Source organism: Enterococcus raffinosus, assembly GCF_018917525.1.
Taxonomy (GTDB): domain Bacteria; phylum Bacillota; class Bacilli; order Lactobacillales; family Enterococcaceae; genus Enterococcus_A; species Enterococcus_A raffinosus_A.
This window is the reverse complement of sequence record NZ_JAHLOS010000002.1, coordinates 171270-188667: the sequence shown is the minus strand read 5'-3', so window position 1 is coordinate 188667 and position 17398 is coordinate 171270. Positions and strand designations below refer to the sequence as shown.

Genomic DNA, 17398 nt, shown 5'->3' with positions numbered 1-17398 from the left:
TGACATTCGTTTATCAAAAAACTACAGATAGGTAAATAAGATAGTACGGAGGTGGATTTAATGTTAGTTCCTATTCTCCTCGCTATCATCGGTTTAATTGTCGGTCTTGGTTTGGGTTTCATGGTCGCAAAGTCACGCCATGAAAAAGAAATTGATGGGGCACAAAACACAGCTAGAGGAATCATTACGCATGCAAATAAAGAAGCGGAGACCTTGAAGAAAGAAGCTTTGTTGGAAGCCAAGGAAGAAAACCAGCAGTATCGCGCACAAGTTGAAAGTGAGTTGAAAGAAAGCAGACAAGAATTAAAATCGCAAGAAAATCGCTTGCTTCAAAGAGAACAGACTTTAGATCGTAAAGATGATTCTCTAGAGAAGCGTGAGCACTCACTGGAAGAAAAAGAAACAAAGATCAGTGCTAGACAGCAATTAATTGACGAGCGAGAAAAAGATGTAGAACAACTGATTAATGAACAACAAACAAAATTGGAACAGGTTGCTTCTTTAACGAAGGATGAAGCGAAAGAAGTAATTATGAAGAGAACCGAAGAGGAATTGAACCATGAGTTAACAGTTATGGTCAAGGAATCTGAACAACGTGCTAAGGAAGAAGCTGATCGCAAAGCGAAGAATCTTTTAGCGATGGCGATTCAACGTTGTGGTGCTGACGCTGTTTCTGAAACGACTGTTTCGGTGGTTACATTGCCAAATGATGAGATGAAAGGTCGCATTATTGGACGTGAAGGCCGGAATATTCGGACATTAGAAACATTGACGGGGATCGATTTAATTATTGATGATACACCAGAAGCAGTCGTTTTATCCGGCTTTGATCCAATCAGACGGGAAATTGCTCGGATGACGTTAGAGAAACTGATTCAAGATGGTCGGATTCATCCGGCGCGGATCGAAGAAATGGTTGAAAAATCTCGCAAAGAAATGGATGAACGTATTCGCGAATACGGGGAACAAGCGGCCTTTGAAGTTGGCGCTCATACCCTGCATCCAGATTTGATCAAGATTTTAGGACGTTTGCATTTCCGTACCAGCTATGGTCAAAACGTGTTGAATCACTCAATTGAAGTAGCCAAACTAACCGGTGTATTAGCCGCAGAGCTTGGTGAAAATGTTCAATTAGCGCAACGCGCAGGATTGCTTCATGATATTGGTAAAGCACTAGACCACGAGATTGAAGGGTCTCACGTTGAAATCGGGGCTGAATTAGCTGCGAAATATCGTGAAAATCCAGTCGTGATTAATGCAATTGCCTCTCACCACGGAGACACAGAAGCAACTTCAGTGATCTCTGTCTTAGTAGCCGCTGCCGATGCAGTGTCAGCTGCTCGACCAGGAGCACGGAGCGAGTCATTAGAAAACTATATCCGTCGTTTAGAAAACTTAGAAAACATTTCAAATAGTTTTGATGGTGTTGATTCTAGCTTCGCAGTTCAAGCCGGACGTGAAGTTCGCGTCATGGTCAAACCAGAAGAAATTTCGGATTTGGATTCTGTTCGTTTAGTTCGCGATATCCGTCGCAGAATTGAAGACGAGTTGGATTACCCGGGGCATATTAAAGTAGTAGTTATTCGTGAGACACGAGCAACCGATTATGCAAAATAGTTAACAGACTTAGTAGACAAATAAGAGTTCAATCTCCTATATGGAAGATTGAACTCTTATTTCTTTTCATTTTGGGCGTTTCACTATTAGTAGCCATATCGAATGTTTGATAGAGTCATTAGTTGCTTCAAGTTATTCGACTGACTATCGGATAAGGAAATAGTTTCCTTTTTCAAAAGGTTGGAAATCTCAATGTTCATTTGACTCAAAATAAAAGGAACAGAACGTTCTTTTTTTCTTAATTCATTTTGATAGTTAGCTAGTAGTTTTTGTAATGCCTGGCTATTTGGATTCTTATCTAATTCTTTCAGTAATTCATTAATGAGAGTGAGGGCTTGATCGCTGCGTTCTTTTCCGCCTGAGAACCATTTTAGTTTTGACATTATATTCCACTCCTTAAATGAATACTTACTCAAAGATGAGGCGGTGAATTGACCTTTGCCTAATGTATTGAGTAGGGATATAATCACAAGATACGCCAACTCCGTATTATTTGCTACTATTAACCTATTTAGTACTATAGGAAAAAGCTTTATCACAAATGGCTTAAACGTCAGAAATTTATCCTGAATTGAAAATACTGCCATTATTCTAACAAATAGGCGCTGTAATGGTGTAACGTTTGTGTAGCAAGTAAAGAAGCATGTGTTTTTTGTAAAAAATAAACAATGCTTTTTTTAAGCCGCTTCATTTATTTAAAAGGATAGCTTCAAAACAAGAATTCATTTAAAATAGAGTACAAGAAAAGAAAGAATGGGAGTAGAAGGATGACGACAATCAGTCGCTGGTTCAAACGGCATGCTACATTACTAAAAATCATCTTCTTTGGGATTGTTTTATTTTTCGTGGCGAACCAAGTAAAAAATATTGCTCATGGAATGAGTTGGCAAACCGTTTGGCAAACGATCAAACAACAGGATCAAATTGCATTATTAAGTATGTTGGGGATCGGCCTTTGTGGTGTTCTGCCCATGCTTTTATACGATCACGTGGCAATCACGACGCTTGAAGCGGCGGGACGTCCGCGAATGAATTTTAAAGAATGGCTAGTTTCTGCTTGGACGACTAATACGATCAACAATTTAGCCGGATTTGGCGGTGTGGTCGGGGTAAGTCTGCGTTCCAGTTTTTACGGTAAAGGGATGGAGAAGAAAAAAGTACTGGCTGTGATCTCCAAGATTGCCATTTTCATGCTGGCGGGACTTTCCATTATGGCGTTTATTACGTCTTTAGACTTGATCTTTTTCCGAACACAAAATCCATTTGTTCGTTATCGCTTTTGGCTATTAGCGGGTGGAGCTTTTGCGCCGCTTTTATTCATTTTTGTTTATAGTAGACGTCGGACGATTTTTAAAGAGTTTCGATTGAAGCAAATTTTTGAATTATATCTAGCATCATTGGGCCAATGGTTAGGGGCACTGTTCGTTTTTCTAATGGTTGGCTACTTGATGGGTGTGAAATTGAATATCGGTGACATTTATCCAATGTTTGTGATTGCGACTGGATTAGGGATGCTGACGATGGTGCCAGGGGGTGCGGGAACCTTTGATGTCATGATGATCTTAGGTTTGGGCCATCTCGGGCTGAATCAAAGTACAGCGGTCGTTTGGATCTTGTTCTATCGGATTTTTTATTACCTAGTTCCTTTTATAACGGGAATCGTGATCTTTTTGACTAATACCAGTGTCAAAATGAATCGTTATTTTGATAATTTGCCTCGTGTGCTTTCGCAAAAAGTGGCGCACGTGATTATGGTCAGTGCTGTTTATTTTGCGGGCATCATGATGATTCTATTATCCACACTGACGAACCTATCCAATATTAGCCGCCTATTTCAAGTGCTGCTGCCGTTTTCCTTTGATTTTTTAGATCAGACATTAAACTTATTAATTGGGTTCTTGCTTTTAGGGTTTGCTAGAGGAATCTCGCAAAAGGTAAAACGGGCTTTCTGGCCAACCATCTTATTATTGATCTTTGGTATCGTCAATACGGTAGCACGGACGGCGTCGGTTCGTTTGATTGTTGTTTATGTGGTGATTTTATTGATTGTCTGGATGTCACGACGAGAATTTTACCGAGAACGGTTTGTATATTCTTGGGGGGCGTTGGTTTTTGATGGGATTCTATTCGGATTATTGTTTATCTTTTATGCGGTAGCAGGCTATCACAGTGGTCAGATATGGAGCACGGAACGGTTATCGGCGAAATATTTTGCCTTCCCGTCAGAAGAAATTTGGTTCTCCGGTTTAGTTGGATTGATTTTATCAATTTTATGTTTAGCAATTCTCTATCAATACTTGACGCAAAGTGAGACAAAACTTGGCGCTGTTTGGGATGAGAAACGCTTCAACTATTTAATCAACCGCTATGGCGGCACGCCAGCTAGTCACTATTTGCGAGTGTCGGGCTATCAGTATTTTTATTATCAAGAAAACGGCAATGATCAAATCGTTTTTGGCTTTCAGACACGAGCGAATAAGTGTTTTGTTCTGGGTGATCCTGTGGGGAATCCCGAAAAATGGCAAGCGGCGACTTTTGCCTTTATGGAGCATGCAGATAAGCTTGGCTATCAGCTGGCCTTTTATAAAATATCAGAAAAGTATGTCTTGCTGCTACATGATTTAGGCTTTCATTTTGATAAGATCGGTGAGACGGGAGTCACAGATTTTACTCGCCACAAGCATGATGTTTTTTCTGATCGTTTTGAATTTAAACGCTTGACGAATGAGGGCTATCAATTTATTTATTTTGAAAAACTGCCGGAAGAAGTCTTTGATGAGTTAGAGGAAATTTCAGATGAATGGTTAAATGGCGAAAAGGAAAAATGTTTCTCAGTAGGCCGTTTTGATCGGAGGTATATTGAAACGAGTAATGTCGGAATTGCTCGTGATCCACAAAATCGAATTGTCGGATTTATCACTGAACAGCCTATCAATAAGGAGAAAGCCTCCTTCGATTTGTTGCGTTTCCGGAGTGATGTACCGAATGAGCTGCCGACTTTTCTGAAGCTGCATTTGATGGACGAGTTGAAGCGGCAGGGCTACTGTGAAGTATATCAAGGCATGGCGCCGTTAGCCAAAGTCGGCGAGACATCCTTCGCCTTTTTAGGGGAACGGATCATGAATTTGATCTATAAATATGGTCATTCAATTTATGCTTTTCAACAGGTAACAGAGGAAAAGACAGTTTATGTTGATCGATGGCGACCAAGATATTTCGCCTATATGAAGGACAGCAGCTTTTTATTCTCAGCCTTGCAGCTACTCTATTTGATTGGTCGGGGAAAAAACAAAGGTGTCACTATTTCAGAAGAAATGATCGAAGTATAAAAAGACGAGCCAGTTGCGGCTCGTCTTTTTCATTCATACATGTTTCAATCAATCGTGATAGATGTACCTTTCTTTTCTTCGTAGTCCGTTCGAGGGAGTATCAAAGAAAGCACGCCATTTTCAAATTTTGCACTGATTTTTTCTTCATCAATACTTTTCACCACAAATTGACGATGGTATGCACTGCTAGAGCGTTCCCGACGAACAAAACGACCATCATCCTTTACTTCATTTTCACTCGTGTGTTCGGCATCAATTGAAAGAATCTCATTATTATAGTTCACGGAAATTTCTGATTTTTCAAATCCTGGCAGATCTGCTTTGACTTCATAGTGATCATCCATATCGCGAATATCGACACTCATTTTTCGGTCATCCCAAAACGTGTTCATCAGCTTGCCTACTAATTCTTCTCCATCTAACCAATTGTTTTTCGGGAGTAGGTTCATATAGTATTCCTCCTATTTTGTAATATTCTGGCATGCAACATTGCTCTTTCTTTCATGGTAAAGCCTCAGGTGGAATTATTCAACTAATTTAGGGCGCCTATGCTAGAATGAATTATCTATACATTTATTATGGGCTATGATAGAATCGTCTAGTGAAAAATTTGAACGGGTGAGAAAATGGAAATTATGGAGAAAGCCCCAGCGAAAATTAATTTGGGCCTCGATATTTTAGGCAAACGACCAGATGGCTTGCATGAATTGGCGATGGTCATGGCTAGCATCGATCTAGCGGATCGTTTGTATTTGGAAGAAATTCCGGAAAACAAAATCATCATTGAGACCAATAAGGCTTTTTTACCCACCGATAAAAAGAATCATGTTTATGAAGCGTTGGAACTGGTTAAAGAGCGCTTTGAGATAAAACAGGGCCTACGGGTTAAAATTCATAAAGAAATTCCAGTAGCGGCTGGTTTAGGCGGCGGTTCGACAGATTCAGCGGCGGCTTTACGGGCAGTCAATCGTTTATGGGATTTGGGTTTATCAATTGAAGAATTAGCCAGCCTTGGTGCTGAAGTTGGTTCGGATGTTCCCTACTGTGTGTATGGTCAAACCTCATTGGTCGAAGGCTTTGGCGAAAAAGTGACCCCAATCGCTCCAATGCCGCAGTGCTGGGTAGTGGTGGTCAAGCCGCGGATGAGTGTGTCGACACGCACGATTTTTGCTAAGATCGTGATGGAGGATTTATACCATCCTGATATTCAAGCATTAGTTTCAGCAATCGAAGAAAATGATTATCAGAAGATGACTGAAAACTTAGGCAATTCGATGGAAGTCGTAACAATCAAAAAACATCCGATCATTCAGCAGCTAAAGGATCGCATGCTGAAATATGGTGCAGATGCTGCGATGATGAGTGGTAGCGGGCCTACGGTATATGCGCTGTGTCATAAATATTCTCGCGCGAAGCATGTGTTCAATGCTTTGAAAGGCTTCTGTGATGAAGTTTATCTAGTGCGGACATTAAAGTAGAAAACCTGTGAATAAAAGCATTTTTCCAACTTTTGGAAAGGTGCTTTTTCTCTTTTATCAGGTTTGAAACAAGCAAATAGCTTTTAAATAAAAACAGTAGATGGCTGTTTTCTATAATTTGAAAAAGGTTAGATTTAACCTCTAATTTGATGAATAAAATAACGCTTTTTTGAATTCGAAGCGAATACAGGTTTGTCTTTTCATATGAATGGAGTCTCATTTATATTACGGTTTAACAGCATTATTTTGATGCAAATCGTAATTTTTACGTTTTGTGTTGACGGATAGAAAAACATCTGTTAAATTAATCTTTGTCTTAAAACGAGAAGAGAAGGTGTTTAGATAGATGAAGATGCAAAAAGGACTACTTTTACTGGGAACTGTGGTACTATCTGTTTTGCTGACTGCTTGCGGTGGTCAAGAGAAAAAAGAAGCGTCATCGAATGATAACATTCAGGTGATGACGACATTTTACCCAATGTACGAATTCACCAAACAAGTGGTTGGAGATAAAGGCGATGTGGAATTGCTGATTCCCGCAGGTACCGAACCCCATGATTTTGAACCCTCAGCCAAGGACTTGGCAAAAATTTCAGATTCTGATGTATTTGTGTACAATAGCCCAGAGCTAGAGACGTGGACAGATAATTTAACGGATACGATTGATACGAAGCAAACGAAGATCATTCAAGCTTCTAAAGATATCAAATTGATGGAAGGCGCAGAGCATGACCACGAAGAAGCACATGATCATGATGCCCAAGAGCATGAGGAACACGGACACTCACATGATTTAGATCCACATGTTTGGTTAGACCCAGCTTTGGCAATCAAAGAGGTTGAAACGATTCGTGATCAATTAAGTAAAAAATATCCAGATGACAAAGCAGCGTTTGATAAAAATGCAGCAAGTTATATTGATGAATTAAAGACATTAGATGAAGAGTATCAAACGGCATTTAAGGATGCGAAGAATAAAACTTTTGTGACGCAGCATGCGGCTTTTGGCTATTTAGCTAATCAGTATGGCTTAACGCAAGAAGCGATTGCGGGAATTTCCCCGGATCAAGAACCTTCACCAAGTCGTTTGAGCGAGTTAAAGCATTATGTGGATGATAACCAAGTCAAAGTCATTTATTTTGAAGAGAATGCTTCTTCAAAAGTTGCTGAAACTTTGTCTAAAGAAACTGGCGTGAAATTGGAAGTTTTGAATCCGTTAGAAAGTTTGACAGATAAACAAATCAAAGATGGAGAAAATTATCTTTCTGTGATGCGTGAGAATTTGACCGCATTGAAGGAAAGTATTCATTAGTAAAAGGAGCGAAAAAAATGTCGTATATCGAGGTGGAAGACCTCTCATTCTATTATGACAATGAGCCTGTATTAGAAAACGTGTCCTATCATGTTGACCCCGGCGAGTTTGTCATTTTAACTGGAGAAAATGGTGCCGCAAAATCGACATTGATCAAAGCGACATTAGGTCTATTAAAGCCTAGCAGCGGGAAAGTAACGATTGCGAAGAGAAATGCTGAAGGCAAAAAATTGAGCATTGGGTACATTCCGCAGCAGGTAGCTTCCTTCAATGCGGGCTTTCCTAGTACTGTTTTAGAGTTGGTGGAGTCTGGCCGTTATCCTCAAGGAAAATGGTTCAAAAAATTATCTGACCGCGACCATGAACATGTACAAAAGGCGTTAGAGTCAGTGGATATGTGGAATATGCGTCACAAGAAGGTCGGAGAATTATCTGGTGGACAAAAACAGCGGATCAGTTTGGCGCGGTTATTCGCCAAAGACCCTGATCTATTTATCTTAGATGAGCCAACGACTGGAATGGATGAAAAATCCCGTAATGATTTTTATAATTTATTACGACACAGTGCCCATGTGCACGGTAAGAGTATCTTAATGATCACCCACGATCACGAGGATACGAAAAAATATATTGATCGCCACATTCGACTGGTGCGAAAGGAGAACTCAAAATGGCGTTGCTTTCATATGAATTCATGAGACGGGCCTTCCTAGCCGCGATTTTTATTGCCGGGATCGCGCCAATACTAGGCGTTTTTCTAGTGATTCGACGCCAGTCCTTAATGGCGGATACCTTATCTCATGTTTCGCTAGCAGGGGTGGCGTTAGGTTTCTTCTTAAACCTAAACCCCACAGGAACAACATTGTTAGTCGTAGTCGTTGCTGCGATTATCATGGAATATTTGCAGAATATGTACAGCTCTTATTCGGAGATTTCCATTGCGATCTTAATGGCCGCCGGGTTAGCTATCGCATTGGTATTAATGAGCTTAGCACCGGGAAGCTCGGCAGTCAGCATCCAGTCGTATCTATTCGGTTCAATCGTGACGATTACTTGGCAACAGGTGATCTTTTTAGGAATTCTCTTTGTTTTAGTCGGTATTTTATTCCTGCTATTCAAGCGACCTATGTATGTATTAACCTTTGATGAAGATATCGCAGCAGTTGACGGCTTACCTGTGCGTATGATGTCAATGATTTTTAATGTTGTGACGGGCGTAGCTATTGCAATTATGATTCCAATCGCAGGAGCCTTGTTAATCTCAGCCATCATGGTACTGCCAGCGGCAATCGGCATGCGAGTAGGAAAGAGTTTTAATATTGTGATCTTCGTCAGCGTACTTGTCGGCTTTATTGGAATGATTGGTGGTCTGACTGGTTCTTATTATTTAGATACACCGCCTGGTGCAACGATCACACTTGGTTTTATCCTATTATTCTTAGTAATCAACGGTATTCGTCAATTACGAATCTTAGTTCAGCGAAAACAGAGGACGGCTAACTCGGAATAATCGTGATTTTTAAAGACCGAAAAAGCGAACTTTCGCACGTAAAATATTTATCGACTGATAGCATCAATTGATAAATTGGTAAAAGCATAACTGAGAAAATTAGAGGAAAGCGAAAGCTTTTCCTCTTTTTTTGCGAAATAATTAATAAATTCCGAACTTTTAAACTTTAAAACGAGAAAATGCTCGAATTTTATCAGCTAAACCCTTATAATGGGAAACGATAAATCAGAATAGGCTGTCAATGCTCTTCTTTAATGCAAGTAGAAGAATGACATGCGTGTGGTATCAAAATTTTTCATCAGGAAAAAATACATTAAATTGAAATTGGAGTGAATTACGTGAAAGTGCGTCGAAGTGAACGATTAATCGACATGACACAATATTTGTTGGATCATCCACATGATTTGATCCCATTGACTTTTTTTGCGGCTCGATACGGTTCAGCAAAATCTTCTATCAGTGAAGACTTAGCGATTGTAAAGAAAACCTTTAAGGAACGAGGAACAGGGTTTTTAGAAACGATTCCCGGGGCTGCCGGCGGTGTCGTCTTTACACCAAGTATTACTGATGCAGAAGCACAAGAATATATCGAATCTTTGGCCGAGCGTTTGTCTGAAGAAGATCGTTTATTGCCAGGCGGATATGTGTATTTATCTGATATGTTGGGTCAGCCTGACTTATTACGTAAAGTTGGCCGAATCATTGCGGCTCAATATTTAGATAAAAAAGTTGATGCAGTCATGACAGTTGCTACCAAAGGCGTGCCAATCGCTCAAGCAGTTTCTTACTATTTGAATGCCCCGTTCGTAATTGTTCGTCGCGACTCAAAAATTACAGAAGGCTCAACAGTTAGTGTGAACTATGTTTCTGGTTCATCCGAGCGGATCGAAAAAATGGAGTTGTCAAAACGCAGCTTAAAACGCGGATCGAAAGTGTTGATCGTGGATGATTTTATGAAGGGCGGCGGAACTGTCAATGGTATGAAGAGCCTGATTGAAGAATTCGAAGCGGAACTTGTAGGAATCACTGTTTTTGCTGAATCTAAGTTTAAAGGCGAACGGGCTATCGACGACTATAATTCCTTGTTATTTGTTCAAGATGTTGATACCAGTACGAAAACGATCAGTGTCGTACCTGGCAATTGTTTCGATAACTAGATGATAAAAATGCTAGGTTTTTAAGACTCCCTCTAGATTTTTTCTTTGAGAGAGTCTAATGAGCTAGCCTTTTTTGCGTGTGGCTAGTAAAATGAACTACGGAATTCAAAATATGCATACATTAAAACGAAATAGGATGTCAGTTCTACTTATACTTTTAGTATATTAGTAGAATGATATACGTGTTGAGGAACAAACTCATTTTTTCTCGAAAAAATGAATACATTAAAACGAAATAGGAGTGACTTCTTTTGGAAAATCGTTATGCGATTATTTTAGCTGCGGGTAAGGGAACTCGTATGAAATCAAAATTATACAAAGTCTTGCACCCGGTTGCAGGAAAACCGATGGTTGAACACATTATTGAGCGGGTAGTTGAAACACAGCCAACAGACATCGTGACAATTGTTGGACACGGTGCGGAAATGGTCAAGGAACAATTAGGTGATCGCAGTCAATATGCACTGCAAGCAGAGCAGCTTGGAACGGGTCACGCGGTAATGCAAGCGGCAGAGTTTTTAAAGGGCAAGCAAGGGACGACTTTAGTTATTAGTGGGGATACACCATTACTTACCACGCAAACATTGAATAATCTATTTGATTATCATCAAGGTAAAAAGGCTAGTGCGACAATCCTGACTGCTCATGCAGAAGATCCAACAGGCTACGGCCGCATTTTACGCGACCATGTCGGCATCGTGGAAAAAATTGTTGAACAAAAAGACGCAACTCCAGAAGAAGCTCGGACTCAAGAAATCAATACAGGAACCTACTGTTTTGATAATGAACAATTATTTGCGGCCTTAGAAAAAATCGGTACTAACAACGCACAGGGCGAATACTACTTAACCGACATTGTTGAGATTTTGAAAAATGACGGTCAAACGGTCGCCGCTTACAAAACGGATGATTTTGAAGAATCATTGGGCGTCAATGATCGGATCGCTTTAGCAAATGCGAATGAATTGATGCGTCGCCGCATCAACAAGCAGCACATGGTAAATGGAGTGACGTTCATTGATCCTGCCACGACTTATATTGATGCAGGTATCGAGATTGGTTCTGATACCATTATCGAACCGGGTGTGCAAATTCAAGGAAATACAGTGATTGGTTCTGATTGTATTATCGGCGCCCATTCAAAAATTGTCGATAGCACGATTGAGGACAATGTGGAAATCAAATCTTCGGTCATCGAAGAAGCAATCGTTCGAAAAAATGCGGATGTTGGCCCACACGCTCATTTACGTCCAAAAGCAGATATCGGCGAAAATGCCCATATCGGAAATTATGTAGAAGTTAAAAAAGCCACGATCGGTGAAAATACCAAAGTAGGTCATCTAACCTATGTTGGCGATGCAACGCTTGGAAAAGATATCAATGTCGGCTGCGGTGTTGTTTTTGTTAATTACGATGGCAAGAATAAACATCACACCAATGTGGGCGACCATGTCTTTATCGGTTCCGGTACAAATATTATTGCACCAGTCAATATCGCTGATAATAGTGTGACAGCAGCAGGTTCAACGATTACTGACGATATTGCTGAAGGCGACATGGCAATTGCTCGTGCTCGTCAGGTAAACAAAGAAGGTTATGCGAGTCGATTGCCATTTTAAGGGAATTCTCTTGATTTCTTAAATGGAAATGACTAGTATTTTATTTGAAATGGTATATAATCGGTAGCGTATGCTTAAAAAGAAAGTGGAGGTCCCCATGTCGAAACATTATTTTGATCCAAGATTGAAAATTTTTGCTTTGAATTCAAATCGTCCCCTAGCTGAGAAAATTGCTGAAGAAGTTGGTGTAGAACTAGGAAAAAGTTCAGTTACCCAATTTAGCGATGGTGAAATTCAAGTAAATATTGAAGAAAGTATTCGTGGCTGTCATGTTTATGTCGTTCAGTCTACAAGTAGTCCGGTAAATGATAATCTGATGGAACTTTTGATTATGATCGATGCCTTGAAACGTGCGAGTGCCAAAACAATCAACGTCGTAATGCCTTATTACGGTTATGCCCGTCAGGATCGTAAAGCACGTGCACGGGAACCAATTACTGCTAAACTTGTTGCAAACATGATCGAAAAAGCTGGTGCAACACGTCTATTGACTTTAGATCTCCATGCTTCTCAAATCCAAGGGTTCTTTGATATCCCTGTGGATCATTTAATGGGTGCACCATTGATTGCTGATTATTTCTTAGAAAAAGGAATTTGCGGCGACGATGTCGTGGTTGTTTCACCTGACCATGGTGGGGTAACACGTGCCCGTAAATTAGCCGAATTCTTAAAAGCACCAATCGCAATTATCGACAAACGTCGTCCAAAAGCGAATGTTGCCGAAGTGATGAATATTATCGGTAAAGTCGATGGCAAAACCTGTGTCATCATCGATGATATGATCGATACAGCAGGTACGATTACTTTAGCTGCGAACGCGTTAAAAGAAGCGGGTGCAAAAAAAGTTTACGCTTCATGTACTCATCCGGTCCTATCTGGTCCAGCAATGCAACGGATTCAAGATTCAGCGATCGAGCATTTAGTCGTAACAGATTCAATCTACTTATCTGATGAACGCAAAATCGATAAGATCGATGAAATCAGTGTCGGTGAATTAATGGGTGATGCGATCAAACGTATCCACGAAAACAAACCAGTTAGCCCATTGTTCGAAACACATAAAAAATAAATCTATTCTATGAGGTACTCCAGCTGGGGTGCCTCTTTTTGTTTCCAAGCTATTTTTGAAAATTTTGGCTGATCAAAGAAATTTGATTAAACGCTTTCTAACTGGATTCCTTCTGATATGATAATAAGTAGAAGAATGGAATTGAGGAGGGCATCATGGAAAAAAGAATGGATCGGATTTCTATGGCTGCGGGCTATGGAATGCTAATAATCGCAGTATTTCTCAAAATAATCGGCGGTGTGAATCAGCAATTTAGCTTAGTCGAGGTTTGGATTCGCAGCTTGATCAGCGGAAATTTTCTGCATTTTTGGCAAACGGAGTTCTCTTCTGGCATCGGTGTGTTAGTCGGCACAGGTGCGTTTCTATTATTACTGCTAGCCTACGTCTTCGACAGCTTATTGATAACCTGCCATCGAAAAGTCGTCCTCTTGCAATCTGCCAAAGTCGCCTGGCTTTATTTCACAATGTTCTTCTATTTTATTTTCATTCAATTCTATTCCAGCAGCATTTGGTTGGTTCTGCTTCTTATAGTCGGTGCGTTAGAATTTCTCTTCAATCGCTATTTGGATGATAAAATCGAACGAGATCGAAAATACGCTGAGTCGCAGAAAATTGAGAAGCATTATAATGAAGATCGTAAGCGACGTTTGGCTTTTCCAGGAAAATATCCACCGGCATTCCATCAGATTATTCGAAAAAATTTCCGTTTCTATCGTAAAAACTATTTCTTACTGATTTTTGCGAATACCTTAGTTTTCTTTGCATTAGTAGTTCTTTTTTTCGCCTATCATGAATTTAGCGGCAGTCACACTCAAGAGACAATTTTTAATAAAACGGGTCTCCTACGTATTTTTATCGAGTCCGGTGGCGTTCTTTTGGTCTTGTTACTATTGTTCCTGTCATTTATGGATGGCTTATATATTGATTTTAAGGCAAAGCATATGGAGCTATTCATTCAGCTTGGAATCCGGAAAAAAACGTTTTTAATTATGCTGATTGAAGAATTTAGTCTTTGTGCTTTAGCGGGAGTGTTGATTGGAGGAAGTCTTGGCTTACTGATTACTAGAGAATTTACTAGTATCGATTGGGCCTTATTGTTATACACAGGGTTAATTATCTTGGCGATGGCCTTCCATCAGGAAAAAATCTTGCGTTTGATTCAATTTAGGCCGAGAGAGCAAACAAAACCAGACCGGCCAAATTACCGTTTGTCACCACTATTTCTGTTAATTGGCCTGCTGGCACTAGTCGTTACTTTCTGGTGGTTCCATCGACGGAAATCTGCAGAAACCTTGTTAGTTATTAGTACGCTTATCATTGCTTTGTGGGGATTGTTCCTTGGTATGGGTGGTCTTTATGTAAAACGTAAACGAGGAAAAATTGCTCTGCTGCTTTCTCGTAATGATCTATTTTATCGTTTTCACAAAAGTATCAATGTCCTCATGTTAATATCTCTATTACAAGTCCTGATAGTGGGGATTTTTCTGCCTCGATTGGTCACGTTTCAACAAACAACTGTTGGTAATTTATTCCCATATGAAGTGGTAGCGAAGGTTAAGCCATCAGAATTTCAACAAGTTGAAAAGTCATTGAATCAGGAAAAGGCCCTGTGGAAAAGCTATCCTTTCTTTCCAGTAACGTCTGTGGATGGTGATCCGGAATGGGAAACTTTTGGTACGGTGCGGCCGGTGATGTTTATTCAAGGACAGCATATCGGGGTATCTGAATCGACTTATCAACAATTACGCCAGGCTAATAACTTGAAGGAACATCCTTTGCGTTTAAAAAAAGGGCAGTGGCATGTCGTTTATCAACAGGCCATTAGTATCCGTGGACAACCGATTGATTGGGACCCGCAGAGCGTTCGCCCACGGTTACGAATTGGTACACCGTTAGAGAGCTACAACACAACCAATGTTGATTTGATTTTCCCGATGCGTACGATTAAAAGTCAAGAACGCTTAATATTAACCGGCATGTTTCAACGAGGTCTACAAGAGAATATTCTAGTTTTTGCAGATGAAGAATTCGCGACTTTGGCTAAAGAGAATCAACCGAATCAGTTGTTTTTGATTCATGGAGATAAAAAAATTATTCACTCATTAAATTTTTTAAATCAAAAATATGCAGACGACAAGCGTTGGGATGATACGATCGAACCGGTATATGAAAAGATGCAACGGAAAAGTAATGTTGTCTCTGAAAATTATCTACAAGTTTTGCTTTTAATTTTTACCATAGCCATCTGTACCTTCATGAGTGTGGGTTTGATAGTAGCCAAATTTGAAAGCGAAGAAACTCGTTTGATCGAACGCAGACGGTTGTTGGATCAATTAGGTATGCGACAGAAGGAACAGCGAGGTGTTTTGAAGCGTCAGGTTGGATTCTTCACAGTCTTACCATTAGCTGTTGGTTTTCTGCTTAGTCTGGGTTTTATCGGAATCATGGGAAGACTGCGCTTCTTCTCGATGTCAGAATGGCTGCACTTCGGACGTATCTTTTTATTGGATTATGGGATTTACCTGCTCGCTTGGGGGATTATCGCAAGCTTGATCTATCGCAGAATTGAAAAGTGGAGGTAAGCAAATGACGCCAATTATAAAAGCCGTAAGTATTACTAAAAATTATGGACAGCAAGAAGTCTTAAAGGGAATCGATTTGCTGATCGCCCCTGGCGATTTTACTTGTATCATGGGTCGCTCTGGTTGTGGAAAAACCACTTTGTTGAAAATATTGGGGCTGATGCACCCACCAACCACTGGAGATGTCTTTTTTGAGGAAAGACTAACGCATGAACTTTTTCCAGATGAAATTTCTGACATTCGCAGAAGAAAGATTGGCTTCGTTTTTCAGGATTTCAATTTGATGGAAAGTATCACTGTGCGGGAAAATATTCTTTTACCCGCAATTTTGGACAAGCAAGATGTTACAAAATCAGAAGAGCGAATGCAGCAATTCTTTCAAGTGCTGCGAATTGAACATCTATTGGAAAAGCTTCCTCAGGAACTGTCGGTAGGAGAGAAGCAACGGGCTGCGATTTGCCGAGCATTGATGAATCAGCCGCGAATTATTTTAGCAGATGAACCAACTGGAAATTTAGACAGCAATGCTGGCGCTGAAGTAATCAACATTTTTCAGCGGATTAATCAAGAATTAGGCATCACTATTGTTATGATCACCCATGACAGCAAAGTTGCTCAGGCGGCTAAAGAGGTCATCTTCTTGAAGGACGGTCAAATCTATGATCGATTAATCAACACCACTGGAAGTGAAGCTCAGATTGCAGAGAAAATGTTGGAGGTTTAATCAAAATAAGAGGGCGTCCTGAAAATCGGGGGCTCTCTTATTTTCTTTATATCGAATTTCAAACCTATTCCCACTAAGCTGTCACACTATCAAAAAGAACAAAAAAAGGGCTCATCGGTGGGTGGCCGATGAGCAAAGGAGTTAAAAAATGAAAAAGTGTTAGGGTTGTTTGTTGGTATGCTTATATAATAGCAACGAGATGTGAATTATTTATGAATGAAGCTTGGCAGAAGATTAAAAAAAATTGGTCGAAATAAAGTTTAGTAGACATAGAGCAGTAAACACATAGACTAATAGAATTTATCCACAGAGGTTGTGGATAAGTATTATTAGTCTCTTTAATCGTTAAAAAGAACAAAAAAAGGGCTCATCGGTGGGTGGCCGATGAGCAAAGGAGTTAAAAAATGAAAAAGTGTTAGGGTTGTTTGTTGGTATGCTTATATAATAGCAACGAGATGTGAATTATTTATGAACGAAGCTTGGCAGAAGAGTAAAAAAAGTAGGTCGAAATAAAGTTGAATCACTCATTAATAGCTAGATCAAAAAGAACAGCTAATTTCTTATGCGGATATTTTCATTAATATATTGAAGTTTAAAAATATTTTTCATTTGATTGTGCAGTTCAAGCTTCTACATGACTATACAGCAAGTCAAAACAAAAAAGAGCTCATCGGTGGGTGGCCGATGAGCAAAGGAGTTAAAAAATGAAAAAGTGTTAGGGTTGTTTGTTGGTATACTTATATAATAGCAACGATATGTGAAAAAAGTGTGAACGATGATTGTTTGAAAATTAAAAGTTTTATAAAGAAATTGAATATTAATTAACTTGGCCGAAATATTATAAATTATTTTCAAAAAAAAGAGCTCGTCGGTGGGTGGCCGACGAGCAAAGGAGTTAAAAAATGAAAAAGTGTTAGGGTTGTTTGTTGGTATGCTTATATAATAGCAACTACTTATGAATAAAATATGATGAAAGACTAGCGAAACCATTAATTTTATAA

The 17398-nt window shown here is 39.7% G+C and carries 13 protein-coding genes; 11 read left to right on the top strand and 2 right to left on the bottom strand.

Annotated elements, in window-relative coordinates; translation table 11 throughout:
• The first annotated feature begins 60 nt into the window (after positions 1–60).
• The gene (gene rny, locus KQI58_RS02595) at positions 61–1617 is read left to right on the top strand and encodes a ribonuclease Y (protein ID WP_216406197.1); all 1557 of its coding nucleotides are present in this window, start codon (positions 61–63) and stop codon (positions 1615–1617) included.
• Between the two features lie 86 nt (positions 1618–1703).
• Here rny and KQI58_RS02590 read toward each other — a convergent pair whose 3' ends face one another.
• On the bottom strand, positions 1704–2000 hold the full coding sequence (locus KQI58_RS02590) for a bacteriocin immunity protein (protein WP_216406195.1): 297 nt from the start codon (positions 1998–2000) through the stop codon (positions 1704–1706).
• Positions 2001–2384: 384 nt separating this feature from the next.
• On the opposite strand from KQI58_RS02590, the gene mprF reads away from it, so the two are divergent.
• Positions 2385–4946, top strand: a complete 2562-nt coding sequence (mprF, locus tag KQI58_RS02585) for a bifunctional lysylphosphatidylglycerol flippase/synthetase MprF (RefSeq protein ID WP_216406193.1) — start codon at positions 2385–2387, stop codon at positions 4944–4946.
• Between the two features lie 44 nt (positions 4947–4990).
• Here the strand turns inward: mprF and KQI58_RS02580 are convergent, their stop codons facing one another.
• Positions 4991–5395, bottom strand: a complete 405-nt coding sequence (locus tag KQI58_RS02580) for an Hsp20/alpha crystallin family protein (RefSeq protein WP_216406191.1) — start codon at positions 5393–5395, stop codon at positions 4991–4993.
• Between the two features lie 177 nt (positions 5396–5572).
• On the opposite strand from KQI58_RS02580, the gene ispE reads away from it, so the two are divergent.
• The 9 genes from ispE to KQI58_RS02535 all read left to right on the top strand — a co-directional run bounded on the left by ispE (position 5573) and on the right by KQI58_RS02535 (position 16397).
• A complete protein-coding gene (ispE, locus tag KQI58_RS02575) occupies positions 5573–6424 on the top strand; it encodes a 4-(cytidine 5'-diphospho)-2-C-methyl-D-erythritol kinase (protein WP_253295740.1) in 852 nt (283 codons plus the stop codon).
• Positions 6425–6770: 346 nt separating this feature from the next.
• On the top strand, positions 6771–7736 hold the full coding sequence (locus tag KQI58_RS02570; protein WP_216406190.1) for a metal ABC transporter substrate-binding protein: 966 nt from the start codon (positions 6771–6773) through the stop codon (positions 7734–7736).
• A gap of 17 nt (positions 7737–7753) precedes the next feature.
• Positions 7754–8434 (top strand): metal ABC transporter ATP-binding protein, encoded by a 681-nt coding sequence (locus KQI58_RS02565; protein ID WP_216406188.1) that lies wholly within the window; start codon positions 7754–7756, stop codon positions 8432–8434.
• Positions 8407–9246, top strand: a complete 840-nt coding sequence (locus KQI58_RS02560; protein WP_216406186.1) for a metal ABC transporter permease — start codon at positions 8407–8409, stop codon at positions 9244–9246. The genes KQI58_RS02565 and KQI58_RS02560 overlap by 28 nt, the downstream gene beginning before the upstream one ends.
• Positions 9247–9584: 338 nt before the next feature.
• Entirely contained in the window at positions 9585–10403 is an 819-nt protein-coding gene (purR, locus tag KQI58_RS02555) for a pur operon repressor (RefSeq protein ID WP_216406185.1), read from the top strand.
• A 251-nt stretch (positions 10404–10654) separates the two neighbouring features.
• Positions 10655–12022 (top strand): bifunctional UDP-N-acetylglucosamine diphosphorylase/glucosamine-1-phosphate N-acetyltransferase GlmU, encoded by a 1368-nt coding sequence (glmU, locus tag KQI58_RS02550; protein ID WP_216406183.1) that lies wholly within the window; start codon positions 10655–10657, stop codon positions 12020–12022.
• Between the two features lie 97 nt (positions 12023–12119).
• Complete coding sequence (locus KQI58_RS02545; protein ID WP_067621820.1) at positions 12120–13091, top strand: ribose-phosphate diphosphokinase; 972 nt, start codon at positions 12120–12122, stop codon at positions 13089–13091.
• A gap of 155 nt (positions 13092–13246) precedes the next feature.
• Complete coding sequence (locus KQI58_RS02540; RefSeq protein WP_216406181.1) at positions 13247–15673, top strand: hypothetical protein; 2427 nt, start codon at positions 13247–13249, stop codon at positions 15671–15673.
• A 4-nt stretch (positions 15674–15677) separates the two neighbouring features.
• Positions 15678–16397, top strand: coding sequence for an ABC transporter ATP-binding protein (locus tag KQI58_RS02535; RefSeq protein WP_216406179.1), 720 nt, complete (start codon positions 15678–15680; stop codon positions 16395–16397).
• The last annotated feature ends 1001 nt before the right edge of the window (positions 16398–17398 follow it).